At 66.9% G+C, this 18,782-nt stretch carries 18 protein-coding genes; 10 read left to right on the forward strand and 8 right to left on the reverse strand.

Annotated elements, in window-relative coordinates:
- Positions 1–106: 106 nt before the first annotated feature.
- Positions 107–1,537 (reverse strand): NAD-dependent succinate-semialdehyde dehydrogenase, encoded by a 1,431-nt coding sequence (locus tag C7I84_RS21880; RefSeq protein ID WP_106774344.1) that lies wholly within the window; start codon positions 1,535–1,537, stop codon positions 107–109.
- A gap of 140 nt (positions 1,538–1,677) precedes the next feature.
- Here C7I84_RS21880 and C7I84_RS21885 point away from each other — a divergent pair, with 140 nt between their 5' ends.
- From C7I84_RS21885 to C7I84_RS21930, 10 genes are all read left to right on the forward strand, one after another.
- Positions 1,678–2,355 carry a GntR family transcriptional regulator gene (locus C7I84_RS21885; RefSeq protein ID WP_106774345.1) on the forward strand — a complete coding sequence of 226 codons (678 nt, stop codon included), beginning with the start codon at positions 1,678–1,680 and terminating at the stop codon, positions 2,353–2,355.
- Between the two features lie 6 nt (positions 2,356–2,361).
- On the forward strand, positions 2,362–3,354 hold the full coding sequence (locus C7I84_RS21890) for a proline racemase family protein (RefSeq protein WP_106774346.1): 993 nt from the start codon (positions 2,362–2,364) through the stop codon (positions 3,352–3,354).
- 28 nt (positions 3,355–3,382) lie between these two features.
- On the forward strand, positions 3,383–4,225 hold the full coding sequence (locus C7I84_RS21895) for a transporter substrate-binding domain-containing protein (protein WP_106774347.1): 843 nt from the start codon (positions 3,383–3,385) through the stop codon (positions 4,223–4,225).
- A 92-nt stretch (positions 4,226–4,317) separates the two neighbouring features.
- On the forward strand, positions 4,318–4,974 hold the full coding sequence (locus C7I84_RS21900; protein ID WP_106774348.1) for an amino acid ABC transporter permease: 657 nt from the start codon (positions 4,318–4,320) through the stop codon (positions 4,972–4,974).
- Positions 4,971–5,831, forward strand: a complete 861-nt coding sequence (locus C7I84_RS21905) for an amino acid ABC transporter ATP-binding protein (RefSeq protein ID WP_106774349.1) — start codon at positions 4,971–4,973, stop codon at positions 5,829–5,831. The genes C7I84_RS21900 and C7I84_RS21905 overlap by 4 nt, the downstream gene beginning before the upstream one ends.
- 111 nt (positions 5,832–5,942) lie before the next feature.
- Positions 5,943–7,421 carry an aldehyde dehydrogenase family protein gene (locus tag C7I84_RS21910; RefSeq protein WP_106774392.1) on the forward strand — a complete coding sequence of 493 codons (1,479 nt, stop codon included), beginning with the start codon at positions 5,943–5,945 and terminating at the stop codon, positions 7,419–7,421.
- Positions 7,422–7,435: 14 nt separating this feature from the next.
- Positions 7,436–9,130, forward strand: coding sequence for a GMC family oxidoreductase (locus tag C7I84_RS21915; RefSeq protein WP_106774350.1), 1,695 nt, complete (start codon positions 7,436–7,438; stop codon positions 9,128–9,130).
- Positions 9,131–9,145: 15 nt separating this feature from the next.
- Positions 9,146–9,928, forward strand: coding sequence for an HpcH/HpaI aldolase family protein (locus C7I84_RS21920; protein WP_106774393.1), 783 nt, complete (start codon positions 9,146–9,148; stop codon positions 9,926–9,928).
- A 44-nt stretch (positions 9,929–9,972) separates the two neighbouring features.
- Complete coding sequence (locus C7I84_RS21925) at positions 9,973–11,223, forward strand: NAD(P)/FAD-dependent oxidoreductase (protein ID WP_165816173.1); 1,251 nt, start codon at positions 9,973–9,975, stop codon at positions 11,221–11,223.
- An 88-nt stretch (positions 11,224–11,311) separates the two neighbouring features.
- Positions 11,312–12,712, forward strand: a complete 1,401-nt coding sequence (locus C7I84_RS21930) for an NAD(P)-dependent oxidoreductase (RefSeq protein WP_245428558.1) — start codon at positions 11,312–11,314, stop codon at positions 12,710–12,712.
- A 77-nt stretch (positions 12,713–12,789) separates the two neighbouring features.
- On the opposite strand, the gene soxA is transcribed toward C7I84_RS21930, so the two are convergent.
- From soxA to C7I84_RS21965, 7 genes are all read right to left on the reverse strand, one after another.
- Complete coding sequence (soxA, locus tag C7I84_RS21935) at positions 12,790–13,569, reverse strand: sulfur oxidation c-type cytochrome SoxA (RefSeq protein WP_106774353.1); 780 nt, start codon at positions 13,567–13,569, stop codon at positions 12,790–12,792.
- Positions 13,569–13,889, reverse strand: coding sequence for a thiosulfate oxidation carrier complex protein SoxZ (gene soxZ / locus C7I84_RS21940; protein WP_106774354.1), 321 nt, complete (start codon positions 13,887–13,889; stop codon positions 13,569–13,571). Before soxZ ends, soxA begins: the two co-directional genes overlap by 1 nt.
- The gene (locus tag C7I84_RS21945; protein ID WP_106774355.1) at positions 13,889–14,374 is read right to left on the reverse strand and encodes a SoxY-related AACIE arm protein; all 486 of its coding nucleotides are present in this window, start codon (positions 14,372–14,374) and stop codon (positions 13,889–13,891) included. The genes soxZ and C7I84_RS21945 overlap by 1 nt, the downstream gene beginning before the upstream one ends.
- Positions 14,375–14,376: 2 nt before the next feature.
- Positions 14,377–14,745: a sulfur oxidation c-type cytochrome SoxX gene (gene soxX / locus C7I84_RS21950; protein WP_245428560.1), complete on the reverse strand. Its 369-nt coding sequence runs from the start codon at positions 14,743–14,745 to the stop codon at positions 14,377–14,379.
- Positions 14,746–15,014: 269 nt separating this feature from the next.
- Positions 15,015–16,277 (reverse strand): NAD(P)/FAD-dependent oxidoreductase, encoded by a 1,263-nt coding sequence (locus C7I84_RS21955; protein WP_106774357.1) that lies wholly within the window; start codon positions 16,275–16,277, stop codon positions 15,015–15,017.
- Positions 16,264–16,617, reverse strand: a complete 354-nt coding sequence (locus C7I84_RS21960) for a c-type cytochrome (RefSeq protein WP_245428561.1) — start codon at positions 16,615–16,617, stop codon at positions 16,264–16,266. Before C7I84_RS21960 ends, C7I84_RS21955 begins: the two co-directional genes overlap by 14 nt.
- Positions 16,604–18,778 carry a xanthine dehydrogenase family protein molybdopterin-binding subunit gene (locus C7I84_RS21965; protein WP_106774358.1) on the reverse strand — a complete coding sequence of 725 codons (2,175 nt, stop codon included), beginning with the start codon at positions 18,776–18,778 and terminating at the stop codon, positions 16,604–16,606. Before C7I84_RS21965 ends, C7I84_RS21960 begins: the two co-directional genes overlap by 14 nt.
- Positions 18,779–18,782 lie beyond the last annotated feature (4 nt).

Consider the following 18,782-nt stretch of genomic DNA (forward strand, 5'->3'; position numbering starts at 1 on the left):
TTGGTCTGCCGCCTTGCTTCAGACTGCGTTTTTGCGTGCTCCGGGAAGCGGGGTACCGGCCGGAATGCGCCGCGGCGTAGGATGGCCGCGGCGCAAGGTTTCCTGGTCAGATCTCGGTGACGAACTTCGTGCGCAGGTATGCCTCCAGACCTTCGATGCCGGATTCAGAGCCGTAGCCGGATTCGTTGATGCCGCCGAAAGGCGTCTCCGCCGTCGACACCATCATGTGGTTGACACCGACCATGCCGGCTTCGAGGGCCATTTCGGTCTTCTGCGCAAACGTGCCGTTTTGCGTGAAGACGAAGGAGGCAAGACCGAAGGGCAGGCTGTTGGCGCGCTCGATGACCTCGTCGAAGGTCGAGAACGTCGTCGTCGGCGCAAGCGGCCCGAACGGCTCCTCCGACATGATGAGGGCGTCGTCCGGCACGTTCTTCATCAGGGTCGGCGCATAGAAATAGCCTTGGTTGCCGATGCGCTCTCCGCCGGTGACGATTTCCGCGCCCTTGGCCCTGGCGTCGGCCACGAAGGAGTCCATCACATCAAGGCGGCGCGGCGCGATCATGGGCCCCATCTGCGTGCCCTCGTCGAGGCCGTTGCCGATGCGTATCCTGCGGGTGCGGGTGGCGAAGCCGTCGATGAAGGGCTCGTAAAGCGACTCATGCACGTAGAAGCGGGTCGGCGAGGTGCAGACCTGACCGGCATTGCGGAACTTGAAGGCGACGACCGTGTCCAGCGTCTTCTCGAGATTCGCGTCGGCATGGACGATCACCGGCGAATGGCCGCCCAGTTCCATGGTGCAGCGCTTCAGCGTGTCGGCCGCCTGCTTCTGCAGGAGCTTGCCGACGGCGGTCGAGCCGGTCAGCGACACCTTGCGCGGGATCGGCGAGGACAGGAGGTGCGACGAGACCTCGGCGGGAACGCCGAAGACGATGTTGAGCACGCCCGCCGGAAGGCCCGCATCCTGGAAGCAGCGGCCGAAGGCGACCGCGGTGCCGGGCGTCTCTTCCGCCGGCTTGATGATGATGGAGCACCCGGCGCCGAGCGCGCCGGCGATCTTGCGGATGACGTTGCTGGCGGGAAAGTTCCATGCGGCGAAGCCGGCAACCGGCCCGACGGGCTCCTTGAACACCATCTGGCGCACGCCAGGCAGACGGGCCGGCACGATGCGGCCGTAGGCGCGCTTGCCTTCCTCGGCGTACCAGCGGGTCACGTCGGCGGAGAACTGCACCTCGCCAAGGGCCTCGGCCAGCGGCTTGCCGTTCTCCATCGTCAGCGTGCGGGCGATCTCGGCCTTACGTGCCTCGATCAGGTCGGCCGCCTTGTCCATCACGGCGAAGCGCTGGATCGCGGTCATAGCCTTCCACACCTTGAAACCCTTCGCCGATGCCGCGAGCGCCTCGTCGAGGTCGGCTGCCGAGGCGTGCGGCAGGCGGGCGATCGTCTGGGCCGTCGCCGGATTGATCAGGTCTTCGCCCGCTCCGGTGCTTCCCTGGCGCCAGACGCCGTCGATCAGGAGTTCAAGTTTCTCGAGGTACATATCGCTTTCCTTCCGTTCGGCTTCGCGCCAAAGCCAGCCGCATATCACGCGAGATCGGCTCCTGGCTGCCCGGAACGCCAGCTTTACACAATCTCGGCGACGCCGCTTGACCTGTACATTGTATACAGTATGGTGTCGACATGCTTTTGCAACGTCCATCACGTCTGACCGTGGCCATCCCCGAGAGCCTTGCCGAGATGCTCGAGGAGGAGATCGTCATGGGTCGCCTGAAGTCCGAGGAGCGCTTGACCGAAGAGGACGTCGCCGAGCGCTACGGGGTGAGCCGCTCGCCCGTTCGCGAAGCGCTGCGCCTGCTGGAGCGCGACGGCCTCGTCATCCGCGAGCCGCGGCGCGGCATCTGGGTGGCGCCGATGTCGCAGCGCGATTTCGACGAGGTCTACACCTGCCGCATCGCCCTCGAAGGGCTGGTGGCGCGGCAGGCGGCCGAATCCACCGAGATCGAGCGCAAGCAGGAATTGCGCGGCGTGCAGGCCGAGCTGGCGGAAACGCAGGCCAGCGGCGATGTGCGCCGGTTCTTTGCCGCCGACGTCCGCGGCTCCTTCATGATCTACGATCTGGCCGACAACCGGACCCTGTCGCGGCTGCTGCGCGGGCTCGAAAAGCAGGCCCTGCGCTATCGCTTCCACGCCTATCAGCGCAATCCCGACATGATCAAGCTGTCGCTCGAGGACACGACGCGCATCTTCGATGCGATCCTGGAGAGCGACGGCGCCGCCGCGCAGGCGGTCACCGAGAAGCTGATCCGCGAGATCTGGCAGAGCATGCGCGACGAAGTGCGGAACTCCTTCGGAAGCTGAGTTTTCATGGTATCCCTGAGTGCGTCATTCTCCGTCGTCGACAGCCATACGGCCGGTCATCCGACACGCGTCGTCTTCAGCGGCATTCCGAGACTGAACGGCAGGACCGTGCGGGAGCGCCGCGACGACTTCCGCACCCGCTTCGACCATTTGCGCCCGGCGCTGCTGCACGAGCCGCGCGGCCATGCGGCCATGGTCGGGCTGGTGCCCGTCCCTTCTGAACTCGCCGACTACGGCGCATTCTTCATCTCGTCCTACGTCTATCTGGACATGTGCGGGCACGGCACGATCGGCCTTGCCAAGACGCTCGCCTTCACCGGTGAGATCAGCCCCTCGACCGGCGACAGCTTTACGCTGGAGACGCCGGCCGGCATCGTCACCGTCGGTCTCGTCTGGGGCGAGGACGGCACGCTCGACGCCGTCACCATCCGCAACGTGCCGGGCTATGTCGGCCTGGAAGGGCTTGCCCTCGACATCCCCGGCGTCGGCCGCGTGACCACCGACATCGTCTATGGCGGCATGTGGTACGCCATGGTCGACGGCGCCGGGCTCGGGCTGGAACTTGTCCCCGACCAGGCGTCGAAGCTGATGCTGGCCGGCGCGGCGATCAAGAGCGCCATCAAGGAGGCCATCGCCGGCAACCCGCTCTTCGCTGGGGCGGCCGCGCCCAGCGTCCTGTTCCACGCCGCCGACGCGCCCGACAGCGCGACGCATTTCCTGGTGCTGGAGTCCAACAAGTTCGATCGCTCGCCCTGCGGGACCGGCACGGCGGCGCGCATGACGCACCTCCTGCACACCGGCGTCCTCAAGCCCGGCGACGTCTATCGCGCCCGCAATATATTCGGCATCCCGTTCGAAGCCCGCCTGTCCGAAATGGTCAAGGTCGGAGAGCAGGATGCCGCAATCGTCGAGATCAAAGGCTCCGCCTTCATCACCTCGGCGCAAACGATCTTCTTCGAGAGCGGCGATCCGCTGTCGGGGGGATTCCTCAGCCGTTAGCACTCTGAACAAAAGAAGGGGCGCATCAATGATATCGTTCAGCCTGAACAAGATTTTCGCCGCGGCCGCCGTAGCGCTGTCGCTTCTGGCCGCTCCGGCCGCGGCCGTCGCCGACGACAATCCGTCCGCCGTGCTCGACCAGATCCGCTCCTCGGGCGTGCTCAAGATCCCGGTCATGACCGGCGAGGAGCCGGGCTACATCAAGGACCCGGCGACCGGCCAGTGGAGCGGCTTCTACGTCGAGTTCCTTTCGGAGATCGCGACCGAGCTCGGCGTGAAGATCCAGCCGGTCGAGACGACCTGGGGCAACCTCGCCGCCGACTTCCAGTCGAACAAGATCGACATCGCCATCGGCGTCAATCCGAACCCCAAGCGCGGCCTCGTGGTCGACTATCTGTGGGAAGCGCTGTTCACCGACGCCTGGGCCGTGCTGACGCCGGTCGGCAAGCCGGTCAAGACCTGGGCCGAACTCAACGATCCGTCCAAGACCGTCGTCGTCCAGAAGGGCTCGACCATGCAGGTCGTCGCCCAGGCCCTGCTGCCCAAGGCGAACATCACGCCGGTCGAGGATCGCGGCCTGGCGCTCATGGAGTTGCAGTCGAACCGCGCCGACGGTGTCGTCCTGTCTGTCTTCGACGCCCTGCAGATCACCGAGAAGAACATCGGCGAGGTCTCGCTGCCGGAGCCGCTGCTGCGCAATCCGGCAACGCTCGCCGTCGCCCGCAAGCCCGGCAACGCCGGCTACATCAACTTCCTGACCAACTGGGTCCTGCAGCAGCGCTCGCTCGGCCAGGCGCAGGGCAAGCTGATGCAGTCGTGGGAAGCGCGCGGCATCGACATGTCGATCCTCCCGGAAGGCTTCAGCTTCTGATCCCGAAGCCTTGATCGCACCCGGTCGCCGGCACGAGCCGGCGGCCGGGGTCCCTGGCCGGGCCGCGGCCCAGCCGAACATGGGGAAAGACAATGTTCGATTTCTCGGTCATCACGAACAATATCGGCCTCCTCTGGGACGGCCTGCTGATGACGCTCTACTTCACGGCGATCACCATCCTCGCCGGCCTCGCCATCGGCCTGGTCATCGGCCTCATCCAGCTCAGCACGTTCCGTCCGCTGGTCCTGCTCGGCCAGATCTACGTGGAGTTCTTCCGCAACATCCCGCTGCTGGTGACGCTGCTCTGGGTCTACTACGCCTTCCCGATCTTCGCCGGCGTCAACGTCACCAAGTTCTGGGCCGGCTTCATCGGCCTGAGCTGCTACGTCGGCTCGTTCTACGCGGAGATCCTGCGCGCCGGCGTCCAGTCGGTCGATCCCGGCCAGACCGACGCCGCGACGGCGATCGGCATGTCCTACGGGCAGCGCATGCGCCGCATCATCCTGCCTCAGGCGTTCAGGAAGATGATCCCGCCGCTCGCCGGCCAGTCGATCATCCAGATGAAGAACACGACCCTGCTGTCGATGATCACCGTGCCGGACCTGCTTTATCAGGCGAGCTACATCTCCAGCTTCACCTACCGCCCGATGGAGGTCTACACGGCCGTCGGCGTGATCTTCCTGATCATTCTGGTGCCGCTGACCTTCCTGTCGCGCAAACTCGAAAAGAGCGGAGCGGCCACGAAATGACGCACGAACCAAATTCAGCCGCCGAGAGGGCGGCCACGCCGGGCAAGGAGGTGCTCCGCCTTGAGCGCATCTGCCTCGATTTCGGCAATCGCAGCGTCCTTCGCGGGATCGACCTCACCGTGCAGGAGGGCGAAGTGGTGGTGCTGATCGGCGCCAGCGGCTCGGGCAAGACATCGCTGCTGCGCTGCATCAACCTGCTCAACACACCGACCAGCGGCAGCATCGTCATCGACGACGACGTGATCTTCCAGCAGCAGGCCGGCGGCGCCGCGCGGGCCATCTCCAATCAGGAAGTCAACCGCATCCGCTCGAAAACCGGCATGGTCTTCCAGCAGTTCAACCTGTTTCCGCACATGACCGCGCTCCAGAACATCATGGAAGGTCCGGTCACCGTGAAGAAGGAAGCGGCCGACCCGGTCCGCCGCAAGGCTATGGATCTGCTCAGGATGATGGGGCTGGAGCAGCACGCGGAAAAATACCCGCGCCAGCTCTCCGGCGGCCAGCAGCAGCGCGTGGCGATCGCCCGCGCCATGGCGATGCAGCCGAAGGTGATGCTCTTCGACGAGCCGACCTCCGCGCTCGACCCCGAACTGGTGGGCGAGGTGATGAAGGCGATGGTGGAGCTCGCCAGGAGCGGCATGACGATGGTGATCGTCACCCACGAACTGGGCTTTGCCTTCGAGATCGCCGACCGGGTGGTCTTCCTCGACGAGGGACTCGTCGCCGAGCAGGGGCCGCCGCAGGAGATCCTGCTTCATCCCCGGCACGAGCGGCTGAAGAGTTTCGTCGGGCGCTTCCACGAGTCCGCCGACATGCTGCGTCCGTTTCTTGAGGCAAAGCACGCCGAAACCGCGTGATCCACTGCCCTGCCGGCAGCGAACGAGACTTCCGCCGATAGCGACCGGCACGAGGTCCGTGCGCCGGCCGTCGAGACAATGGCTGCCTGGCAGCCCAAAAAGGAAGACACCATGACCCTGAGTTTCGATCCGAACAGCATCAGCGTTCCGAAAGGACACCATATCGGCGGGCGCTCCGTGGAGCTTCCCGGCGCCGGCATCGAGGTTCTTCGCCCTTCCGACCAGCAGCCGATGGGCACCGTCGGCGACGGCGGCGAGGAAGCCGTCGAAATGGCGGCCGCCGCGGCCAGGGCGGCGCTCAAGACCAGCAACTGGGCGAAGATGGCGCCGCGCGAGCGCGCCAAAGTGCTGATGCGCTTCGCGCAACTCATCGAGGAGAACAACGTCTATCTCGGGCAGCTCGAAGCCATGGGCTCCAGCCGTCTCGTCTCGGGAACGATCACCGGCGACGCGATCCGCACCGCCGGCGTCGTGCGCTACTTCGCGGAATATTGCGACAAGCTGGAAGGCATCGTGACCGCTACGGAAGGCGGCACGCTGAGCTATGTGAAGCGGGAGCCGTACGGCATCGTCGGCGCGATCGTCCCGTGGAACTTCCCGATGATCACCGCGGCATGGAAGTTCGCGGGCGCGCTCGCCGCCGGCAACGCCGTGATCATGAAGACATCGGAGCTGACGCCGCACAGCCTGCTCGCCCTCGCCGAGCTGGCGGCCAAGGCCGGGGTGCCCGCCGGCCTGTTCAACGTCGTCAACGGCTACGGCCACACGACGGGCGCGGCGATCGTTCGCCATCCGGACGTGATGATGATCTCCTTCACCGGCTCGACGCAGACCGGCGCCGCCATCATGGCGCTCGCCGCGCAGTCGGGCATCAAGCCGGTCGCGCTGGAGCTCGGCGGCAAGAGCCCACAGCTGGTGCTGGCCGATGCGGGCGACCTCGACGTGGTCGCCGGGCGTGTTTCCACCGCCTTCATGGCCAATGCCGGACAGGTCTGCACGGCCGGCTCGCGCATCATCGTGGACGAGAAGATCGCCGACGAGCTCGTCGAGCGCATCGTCGGCAAGGTCAGGCAGATAAAGGCCGGGCCGACCTGGGACGAGACGACGACCTTCGCGCCGATCATCAGCCGCAGGCAGCTCGACCGCATCGATGCCATGGTGCGCCAGACGGTCGCCGAGGGCGGTTCGGTCGTCACCGGCGGTGCGCCGCTGGAAAGCCGCAACGAAGGCAATTTCTACGCGCCGACGCTGCTCAAGGACGTGGCGGACGACAATATCGGCTTCCGGGAGGAATTCTTCGGCCCGGTCGCTACCGTGCGGACATTCGCCGATCTCGAGGAAGGCATCGCGCTCGCCGCGCATCCGACCTACGGCCTCTCGGCCAGCATCCATACCTCCGACTTGAAGAAGGCGCTCAAGGCCGCCGACGGAATCGAGGCGGGCATGGTCTGGGTCAACCAGCACGGCCGCAGCCCGGAATTCACCTACACGGCAGGTGGCTTCAAGGGCTCGGGTTTCGGCAAGGACATGGGCCGTGCCGGCTTCGAGGAATTCACCCGGCAAAAAGCTGTCTGGGTCAACTACGCCTGAAACGAGCCCGCGTCATGCAACTCGACTACATCATCGTGGGCGGCGGATCGGCCGGGGCCGTGCTCGCCAGCCGGCTGTCGGAGAACGGCGCCAAACAGGTCGCGCTGTTCGAGGCCGGACCGGACACGCCGCCCGATGACGTCCCGGACGTCATCGCCGACAGCTATCCCGGCCTCTCCTATTTCGACCCCAGATACCATTGGACGCAGCTCAGGGTGTACAACCGCTCCCCCAGGCTGAACTCGCAGCCGCCGAAGACCGCCAAGCTGGAGCAGGCCAAGGTCATGGGCGGCGGCTCCAGCATCAACGGGCAGTTCGCCGTGCGAGGGCTTCCCCACGACTACGACGAGTGGGAAGGCCTCGGGCTGAAGGGCTGGGGCTGGGAGGGCATGCTGCCCTACCTGAAGAAGCTCGAGCGCGATCTCGACTTCGACGGCGAGCTGCACAACAGGAGCGGCAACATCCCGATCCGCCGCGTCTTCCCGGACGACTGGGCGGGCTTCACCAGATCCGTGCTGAAGGCGACGGAGGCAGATTGCCCGTACCAGCCCGACTACAACGCCAGCTTCGAGGACGGCTCTTTCCCGCTGCCGCTTTCCAACGAGAACGAGCGCCGCGTCTCGACGGCCGTCGGTTATCTCCACAAGGAAGCGCGCGCCCGCAAGAACCTGCATATCTTCGCCAACGCCTTCGTTGAAAACCTGATCATAGAGGGCAAACGGGCGACCGGCGTGCGCGTCACCATCGGCGGCGACACCAAAACCTATTCGGCGCGCGAGGTCATCGTTTCGGCCGGCGCCCTGCACTCGCCGGCGATCCTGATGCGCGCCGGCATCGGCCCGGCCGCACAGCTCGCCCGCCTCGGCATCGACGTCGTGGCGGACCTGCCCGGCGTTGGCGAGAACCTCACCGACCACCCGCATATCGCCGTCGGCGCGCACTTCAGGAAGTCGGCGCGGCTGCGCCCGGGCCAGCGGCGGCACATCTTCCTCGGCGTGCGCTACTCGTCGAACCATGCCGACTGCCACACCGGCGATATGCTGCTGATGCCGGTCAATCGCGCCGGCTGGCATCCGCTCGGCAAGGCCATGGGGGCGTTGAACGTCTGCGTCAACAAATCCTATTCGCGCGGAACGGTGACGCTGAAGTCCCGTGACCAGAACGAGGAGCCGATCGTCGACCTGAACCTGGCCTCCGACGGGCGCGACCTGATGCGCCTGGTCGACGGGTTCAAGCGCATCTACCGGATCATGACGGCCCCGGACGTGCAGCGCCACGTCAACACCTGGTTCCTCGCCGGCTACAGCGACGAGGCGCGCGCGCTCAGCGTCCGCAAGGCATCCAACTGGATCAAGACGGCAAGTGCGGCCTATGCGTTCGACTACCTGCCCTTCTTCCGCGAGGAGCTCCTGAAGCGGAAGTTCGGCACGACCGACCGCATGCACAAGATGATGCAGGACGAAGAGCTCATCGTCGAATGGGTCAAGCAGTCCGTGTGGTCGGGCTGGCATGTCTCAGGCACCTGCAAGATGGGCACCGAGGATGATCCTCTCGCCGTTCTCGACGACCGCTGCCGCGTGCGCGGCGTCGAGGGGCTGCGCGTGGTCGACGCCTCGATCATGCCGACCATCGTTGCCGCCAACACCAACATCACCACGATCGCGATGGCCGAGAAGGCCGCCGATCTGATCCTCGAGTCCGTCAATTAGAAAGGAAGCATGATCATGCGCAGGAACAAGGTTAAGGACATCTGGGCCGCCGGCGGCGAAGTCGTCACCGGCTGGCTCGGCATTCCCTCGTCGATCTCCGCCGAACTGATGGCACAGCAGGGCTGGGACGCGCTGACGGTGGACCTCCAGCACGGCGCCTCGGACTACACCGACATGGTGCCGATGCTGCAGGCGATCTCCATCACCGACACCGCGCCCTTCGTGCGCGTGCCCTGGAACGATCCGGCGATCATCGGCAAGGTGCTCGATGCCGGCGCCTACGGCGTCATCTGCCCGATGGTCAACACGGCCGAGGAAGCCGAGGCCTTCGTCAAGGCCTGCCGTTACTTCCCGCAGGGCGGCCGCTCGGTCGGCCCGCTGCGCGCTTCTCTCTACGCCGGCTCGGACTATTTCCAGCACGCCAACGACACGGTCGTGACCATGGCGATGATCGAGAGCGAGCAGGCGGTGAAGAACCTCGAGGACATCCTCAGGACGCCTCATCTCGACGCGATCTTCGTCGGCCCGTCGGATCTCGCCGTGACCATGGGCGAGGCTCCCGGCTTCGACCCCCGCTATCCCGCCGTCTACGAGGCGATCGAATACATCGCCGCCAAGTGCAAGGAAGCCGGCGTCATCCCCGGCATCCACTGCGGATCGGTCGCCTATGGCGTCGACATGCGGCGGATGGGCTATCGCTTCATGGCCTACCTCTCCGACTTCCGCATGCTGCAGCAGGTCGTGTCGCGCTCGCTGCCGGCGTTCCGCGCCGGCGCCGTCAGCGACTTGACGCCGTAACGCGCCTCTCGGGGTTCATCGCTATGGGTCAGGGCAGCCGGGGCGTGCAGGGCACGAAGGTGACCGTCATCGGGGCGGGCATCGTCGGCGTTTGCAGCGCGAACTATCTTCTGAAGCAGGGTTTCGAGGTCGAGGTCATCGACCCCGCCCTGCCCGGCTCGGAAGATCAGTGCTCCTACGGCAATGCCGGCGGCATCTGCCCCGGCTCCTGCATCCCCAATTCCATGCCGGGCGTGCTGAAGAACGTCCCGAAATGGCTGATGGACCCCGAGGGCCCGCTCTACGTGCGGCTGGCCTACCTGCCGCACGCCCTGCCCTGGCTGCTGCGCTTCCTCGCCGCCAGCCGCAAATCCCGGGTCGAGGAGATTGCGGCGGCGATGCGGTCGCTGCACCGCTACACCTTCGATTGCTACGAGCCACTGATGAAGGAGGCGGGCTGCGAGGAGCTTCTGCAGAAGCGCGGCCAGCTCTTCGTCTATGAAAGCGAGGACGGACCCGCCAAGGGCGCTTACGGCCTCAGCCTGCGGCGCAACCATGGGGTGCGCGTCGAGATCCTCGACGCCGACCAGATCCGCCAGCTCGAGCCGGCACTTGCGCCGATCTTCAAGAGCGCCGTCTACCTGCCCGAGCAGGGCCAGTGCCCCAATCCGGGACGGCTGGTCGCCAGGCTTGCCGAACACGCGGCGCGCCAGGGCGCGCGTTTCATCCGTGCCCGCGTGCGGGGTTTCGAGACGGGGCCGAACGGCGCCAGCGCGGTCCTTCTCGAAGGCGGCGAACGCCGGCCCGTAGACCAGGTCGTCCTCGCCGCGGGCGCGTGGTCGGCTGAGCTTGCCCGCCAGCTCGGCGACCGCATCCCCTTCGAGACGGAGCGCGGCTACCACGTCATGATCGGCGGCGCGGAGACGGGCCTGCGCATCCAGACGATTTCCGCCGACCGCAAATTCGTCGCGTCGCCGATGGAGGAAGGATTGCGGATCGCCGGCAATGTCGAGTTTTCAGGGCTAAAAATGCCGCCGAACTTCTTCCGCGCCGACGCGCTGCTGAGACAGGCGCGGCCGATGTTCCGCAAGCCGATCGAGGGCGAGGTGAAGCGCTGGATGGGCCACCGCCCGGGAACCCCGGACAGCATCCCGGTCATCGACCGGGCGCGTCATGCGCCGAACGTCATCTATGCGTTCGGGCATGGCCACCAGGGACTGATCGCCGGCTCCGTCACCGGCAGGGTGGTGGCCGAGATGGCGGCGGGACAAAAGACGCTGATCGACTTGACGCCGTTCAAAGCCGGTCGCTTTTAGACGCAAGTCCGGCGGATATCGGGATGGATCGCGAGATTTCGATCTCTATTCACATGGATTTCCGCCGGAAATGGACAGTTTTCCCACCATGGTTTCAGCCAATATCCTGATCTGCGATCTCGTCGGCCTCCGCTTCGATGCGCGGGGCATGCCGGATTTCAGCGAGACCAAGGCCCATATCGAGGCCCGCGGCGGGCTGTTCCACGAAACCGGCATCGACATGGCCGGCCCGCTCGAAAGCGGCCGGCTGCACTTCTTCTACCAGCCCGATCTCAGCACTCGGGAGGAACTGCTCGCCGCGGCCGGCGACGGGCAATACGACGCCGTCATCGCGGCGGCGACCTTCATTCCCGCCGAAGCGAAGTTCCGGCTCGGCGGCGTGCGCATCGGCGCCGGCACCGGCAACATGGGCTCGGCCTCGTGGGGCGGCGGCAGCGGCAATGGCGGCGAGGCGCCGCTGATGAACACGCCCGGCATCAACAGCCGCGCCACCGCTCAGATGGCCATGAAGGCGCTTCTGAAGGTCCGCCCGGACCTGCCCGTCGACGACTTGCACAGGCTCGTCGCCGAGGGCAATTTCGATACGGGAAAGCAGTTGCGCGACTACCCGACGGCCAAGCTCGAAGGCAAGAAGCTCGCGGTGATCGGCTACGGCAATATCGGCCGGGAGCTCGCCAAGCTCGGACAGGCATTCGGCATGCGCGTGGCCATTCATGCGCGACCGCACCGCAGGAAATGGATCGAGCTCGAAGGTTTCGACTATGCCGCGGACCTCGTCGAGGCGGCGCGCGGCGCGGACGCGCTGTCCGTCCATGTCGGTCTCGGCGCGTTCGATGCGGAAAAGCAGCGTCATGCGAACGCCGGCCTGATCGGCGACGCCGTGTTCGCCGCGCTCAACCCGGGCGCCGTGGTGATCAACTACGACCGTGGCGAGTTGGTCGATGTCGCGGCACTTCGGCGCGCGCTCGATACCGGCAGGGTCGACCATGCGGCGATCGACGCCGATCTGTTCAAGGATCCAACGACGGGAGCGCTTTCCGGCCCGATGCTGCCCTATCTCGCACTGCTCGACGAGCATGGCGACAGGTTGGAGCTGTTGCCGCATGCCGCGGCCGACACCGACCACCCGTCGCGCGTCGCCGGCGCACGCCAGGCCGTCGACCAGATTTTCGCCGCCATCGTCGACCGGCAGCTCTTCAACCTCAAAGGAACCTTGCCGGGCGGCTATACCGACATGGGCGCCAGGGTTCCCGACGGGGTCGGCGGCATCAGGTCTTCGACGCTGCTTGCGCTCGCAGGCAACCAGGCGGAGGCCGAGGCGCTGGCCTCGTCGAGCGCCAAGATCGCTTCGTTCTTCGAGCGCGCCTCCGGCGGCTCGAAACAGGAGCTGCAAGATCAGATTCGCGCGGAGGGCGAGGCCGTGGCGGAGGCGCTGAACAGGCTCGCGACGCTGCTGCGGAAGCACGGTCTCACCGGGCCTTTCGCCTGACAGGCACCTGAACCCGCTGCGGCGATGACGCCCGGCGCCGATGTGCTCCACCTCACTTTGGCTGGCCCCGGACACCATCACGGCCGCACCGCCGGCGTCTCGACCGGCAGGCCGCGCGAGCGCTCCATCAGGTAGAGTTCCAGGTCGATGGACTCGGGTGCGCCGAAGGCGAAGGGCTCGGCCCTCACCCCGATCATGCAATTGCGCAGGCGCCGCTGCAGCGAGCCGACCGTCTGCCACTCCAGGCGATAGAGGGGATAGCCGTTCGGATGCGCCTGCGGGATAACGCCGCCGCCCAGCCGCTTGCCCCAATTGGCGTCATGGCAGGTGGCGCAGGAGAGGTCGAGCTGGCCGATGCGGCTCTGGAACAGGCGGCGGCCGTTGTCGCGGAACGGCGCGAGCCGCGGGTCGGCCGCCGGCGTCACCGGCATGCCGCGCGACTGGTGCGCGACATAGCTGGTGAGCGCCAGCAGTTCGTCCGATTCCGGCGCCAGCGGCTCGGCCTGCTGGCGTGAAGCGCGGCAGGAATTGACGCGCCCGGCAAGGTCGATCGGCCGCCCCGTAGCCTCGTCGAAGGCCGGATGGCGGGCGGCGACACCGCGCATCGACTGGGCCGCATCGCCGTGGCAGCCGGCGCAGGCGACATTCGCCCGGCCCTCCGGCTGCCGCCAGAGCTGCTCGCCTTGCAGCACCCACAGCATGCCGGGATTGCTCGTGTCGTCGGCCTGCAGGGCCTGTGTCTCGCGCGTCATGAAGTCGAAGCCGGAGCGCTTGTCACCCTCCTCGATGCCGGCGGCGGCGACCACGCCGCAGATCAAGGCGGCGGCGATGCCGGCAAGGCCCCAGAGGGCGCGCATCAGCTCACCGTGATATCAGCCGACGCTGTCTGCGTCTCGCCCGCGTCATCGGTCCAGGCGAAGCTGATGGTGCCGCTCGTCGTGGCGACGAGCGTGAAGGCGATGAAGGGATTGGCCGACATCGCCGGGAACAACTCGGCGGCAAATACCTCCTCGCCGTCATAGGCGCAGACGAAGCGGCGGATGATGTCGCGCGGCATGTTCACGCCGTTCGGACCCATGCGGTAGCCGGTCTCCATCGAATGCGCGACCATCGCCCGAATCTCGACGATCTCGCCGCGCCTGGCCGTCTTCGGCACGTTGATCAGCGCCCGCGCCATCACGAAAGGTCCTCGATACAGGCGGCCAGCGTAACGATGGCGCTCGCGCGGCTCGACCAGAAGCTGCCGTCGCTCATCTCGGCGACGGCGACGACCACCTGCGAGGTTGCAAGCCGGATGCGCGTCGACACCTCCGCGCGGCCGCAGCGCGGCCCGAGTTGGAAGACGACGACATTCGCCTCCGGATTCTTCTCGTTGAAGACCCCGATGCGGCGCACATGGTCGGCCGCCGTCATCGGGCTTTCAGCGGCAATCGTGATGCCGACGGCATTGCCGTTCTCGACCAAAGGCGGCAGCTCCAGCCGGACGCGCCCATCCAGCACCTCGGCGCCGCCGGTGAAGGTGTTTATCGCCTCCTCCAGGCTTGGCCGGGCCAGCACCCGGCGCGGCAGACTGACGACGACCAGCCCGGCAAGTCCGGCTGCCAGCACCTGCCGCCTTCCGATGGGGAACGAGAGATTTTGATTTCGGCTCGGGTCGTCCATTCCTACCCTTTCAGCGTCGCCAGATAGGCGACGATGTCCTCGATGTCGGCGCCCGACAGGATCGGCTTGCCGCGCCAACCGGCGGCGATGCGCCGATCCTCCTCATCCACGACCCGGTAATAGGACGGCATGATCGTGTCCGGCATCAGCCGCCGCATGTCGACGACGCGCAGCCGGATCTGGCCTTCGGAAAGCCGCGCGCCGACGCCTGCAAGGCCGGGCGCCAAATTGCCGTGCAGATGCGGATCGGGGAACGGGCCGGCGTGGCAGAGCGTGCACAGGCTGCGGTGCCGGTCCGACATCAGCACCGCCCCGCGCTCCGGATCGCCCGTCCCACCGGTGAGCGGTTGAAGGATCGCGTCGCCGGTCACGATGTAGGCTCCCGCCTTCTCGCTGGCAGGAGAGCTTCCGCGTTTCGGACCCCCACCCCTAACCCCTCCCCTCGAAGGAGAGGGAGACTCTGCGACCGCCATGTCGCGCAAACCGGTTGACGATTGGCCTTCAGCGGAAGTGCAACCAAGTCCCCCTCCCGCTTGTGGGGAGGGGTTAGGGGCGGGGGTAAAGACACACGCGGCAACCTCGTCGCCGCGAGCGGCCGATGCGACAAGCGCCATTGCCATCACAAGACCGGCTATACCTTTCATCCGAACACTTCGCTGGTGATCGTCCGAAACCAGTCCTCGGCATAGACTGCCTCGAGTTCGCGAACGTCCGTGGCCGCATCGAGCGGGCTGACGCCGCCCGCACCCTCGACTTCCGCCAGCAACCCATCGCGCGGCTGGTAGACGCCGGCGATCGAAATGCCGTAATCCGGCGCCACCAGGCTGTAGCAGGTGTTGATGAGTTTCGGCTGCGCCGGCTCCCGCTCCCGCAGCAGGGCAGCGACCGCCGCCGCGCAGGCTTTCGCCTGGGCGTTGGCGCTGAATGCGGATTTCGGCATCGCTCCGCCGATTGCAGCGTCGCCGACGACATGGATGCCGGGCTGGAGGCGCGACTCGAAGGTGACCGGATCGATCGGGCACCAGCCCGTCCGGTCGGCGACACCGGCGGCCTGCGCGATCGCCCCCGCCCGCTGCGGCGGGATGACGTTGGCGACGTCGGCCTTATGGCTGCCGAACTCGGTCACCAGCGTCTTCGTCGCCGGATCGACTTCCGTCACCCGGCCGCCGGCCGACAGCGGCACCCATTCGATCAGGCCGGGATAGAGTTCGCGCCACGCCGCCTCGAACAGACTCCGCTTCGAGAAGGTGTCCTTGGCGTCGAGGATGATCAGTTTCGACCGCGGCTTGGCGGTCTTGAGGTAGTGCGCGATCAGGCTCGCCCGCTCATAGGGGCCGGGCGGGCAGCGGAAGGGATTGGCGGGGGCCGAAATGACGACCGTCCCGCCGTCCGGCATCGCCGCCAACTGATCGCGCAGCAGCAGCGTCTGCGGCCCCGCCTTCCAGGCATGCGGCATGATCTCGGCGGCCGCTGCGTCATAACCCGGCAGCGCCTCGAAGTTGAGGTCGATGCCGGGCGCCAGCACCAGCCGGGCGTAGTCGATGTCGGTGCCGTCATCCAGCCGGACGCGGCGGCGCTCGGTATCGACGGCTGCCGCCCGCTTGTGGATCAGCGCGATGCCGTCGAAGCCGTCATAGCCGAAGGTCTGCGCCTCCATGCCGCGCAACCCCGCCAGCACGGCATTGCTGAACGGACATGCGATGTAGCTCGTCTCCGGCTCGACCAGCGTGACCGCGATATCACCATTCAGCAGGGCGAGCGCGCGGGCGCAGCTCGCGCCGGCAAAACCGCCGCCGATCACCACGACACGTGGGCGCGCCTGCGCATGGACATGCGGTGCGGCAAGCATGGTCGCGGCGATACTTGCCGCCGCGCCGCCGAGCAGAACCCTACGGCTGGGCATGGCGCTCCGCCTCCGGTCGGGCGAGCCATTCGGCGATGGCGCGCGTCTCTTCCTCGGTAAATCCCCGGGCGATACGGCCCATCACCGTCGCCGAACGCTCGCCGTTGCGGAAGGCCTGCATCTGCACGGCGATATCGGCCGCCGCATGATTTTCCAGAGACGGGATAGCCGAGCCGAGCGCCGCCGGCCCGTGGCAGCCGCTGCAGGCGGCAGCACCGGGCGGCGCGGCGACCTGCACCGGTGTGTCGGCCAGAGCCGGCGCGGCCGCCGCCAGGGCGGCAAGCAGGACAGTCGCGGACAATCGCCCGCGCCCGTCCTTCATCCTGTCATGCCAGGTCATGGTTCTTCAGCGGCAGCGTGCGGATGCGTTTGCCTGTGGCCGCGAAGATGGCGTTGAGGACGGCAGGCGCGGCAACCGCGATGGTCGGCTCGCCGACGCCGCCCCAGAAACCGCCGGACGGCATGATGATCGTCTCCACCGCCGGCATGTCGGCCATGCGCACGACCTCGTAGCTGTCGAAGTTTTCCTGCTCCATGCGCCCGCCATTGACGGTGCATTCGCCGTACAGGCAGGCGGAGAGGCCGTAGACGAAGGAGCCTTCGACCTGCCGCTCGATCTGCGCGGGGTTGACCATATGGCCGGGATCGGTGGCGGCGACGATGCGGTGAATCGTCAACTGTCCGTCGGTGACGGATACTTCCGCCGCCGCCGCGACATAGCTGCCGAAACCCATGATCTGCGCAAGGCCGCGATGGATGCCGGCCGCAGGCGGGGTATCCCAGCCGATCCGCTCCGCCACCGCCTCGAGCACGGCAAGGTGCTTCGGATGGTTGGCCATCAGCTTGCGGCGGAAGGCGAGCGGGTCTTGCCCTGCCTCATGAGCGAGTTCGTCCATGAAGCACTCCACGTAGACGGCGTTCTGATTGAGGTTGACGCCGCGCCAGAAGCCCGGCGGAATTGGCGGGTTGCGCATGGCATGGTCGATCAGCAGATTATCGACCCCGTAGGCCAGCGTACCTTCCGCGCCGGTGAGCACGAGACCCTGGAAGACGACCGGATCCATGCCTCCCTGCATTCCTTCCGGCCGCACCGCCGCCAGGATCGACTGGCCGGAAATGCGCATGTGCAGCGCGGTGAGATTGCCGTCGGCGTCGAGCGCGCCGGTCAGCTTGCACTGCGTGGTCGGATGGTAGGCGCCGTGCAGCATGTCCTCCTCGCGCGACCAGATGAGTTTCACCGGCGTTCCCGGCATCTGCCTGGCGATGCCGACGGCCTGGCGCACATAATCCTGGAAATTGCCGCGCCGGCCGAAACCGCCGCCGAGATGAATCTTGTGCACCTCGCATTGCTGCACCGGCAGGCCGGCTGCCTCGGCGGCCGCCGCCAGGCTCGCCTCGCCGTTCTGGGTCGGCACCCACACCTCGCAGCGCTCCGGCGTGTAGAGCGCCGTGGCGTTCATCGGCTCCATGGTGGCGTGGTTCTGGTAGGGGAAGGCGTAGGTCGCGGTCACCGTGCGGGTTGCCGAAGCCAGAACCGCGCGGGCATCGCCCGCCTCGGCACCGATGAAGGCATCCGTGGCGTCGAGCCCTTCCGCCAGCATCGCCGCGATGGAGGCGCTGGTCACGTCGCGGTTGGGGCCTTCGTCCCAGGTGACCGGAAGCGCATCGAGCGCCGTCTTGGCCTGCCACCAGGTGTCCGCGACCACGGCGACGGCCGTCTCGTCGACCTGCACCACGTTGCGGACACCCGGCATGCTGGCGACCGCGGCGGCGTCGAATCCCGCGACCTTGCCGCCGAAATAGGGGCAGGCGCGGATCACCGCGTTGAGCATGCCGGGCAGCTTGAGGTCGATGCCGTAGACCTGGGAGCCGTTGAGCTTGTCGGCGGTATCGAGCCGGGGCAGCGGCTTGCCGGCGATGGTCCAGTCCTTGGGATCCTTGAGCGGAACGTTGGCGGGCGGCGTGATCCGCGCGGCCGCCGCCGCCAACTGCCCATAGGAAGCAGCCCGGTCGGACGCCGCATGCGTGACCATGCCCATGCTCGCCACGCATTCGCTTGCCGGCACACCCCACTCGGCAGCGGCGGCGGCGATCAGCATCTCGCGCGCGGTCGCACCGCCCAGGCGAACGTATTCGTGCGATTCGCGAATGCCGCGGCTGCCGCCGGTCGAGAAATTGCCCCAGACGCGGTCGCGCGCCAGATTCTCGGCCGGAGACGGATATTCGGTCGTGACCTTCGACCAGTCGCAGTTCAGCTCCTCGGCGACGAGCTGCGCCAGGCCGGTCAGCGTTCCCTGCCCCATCTCGGAGCGGGCGATGCGGATCACCACCGTGTCGTCCGGCCTGATCACCACCCAGGCGTTGATCTCCGGCACGGTCTCGGCGCCTTGCGCATGCGCGGGCTCGAGAAAAGGTACGTTGAAGCCGAGAGACAGGCCGCCGGCCGTCGAGGCGACGCCGACGATGAAGCTGCGGCGCGAGATGGAGATTATCGCGTTCATGACC

It is taken from the genome of Kumtagia ephedrae (assembly GCF_003012745.1).
Lineage (GTDB): Bacteria > Pseudomonadota > Alphaproteobacteria > Rhizobiales > Rhizobiaceae > Kumtagia > Kumtagia ephedrae.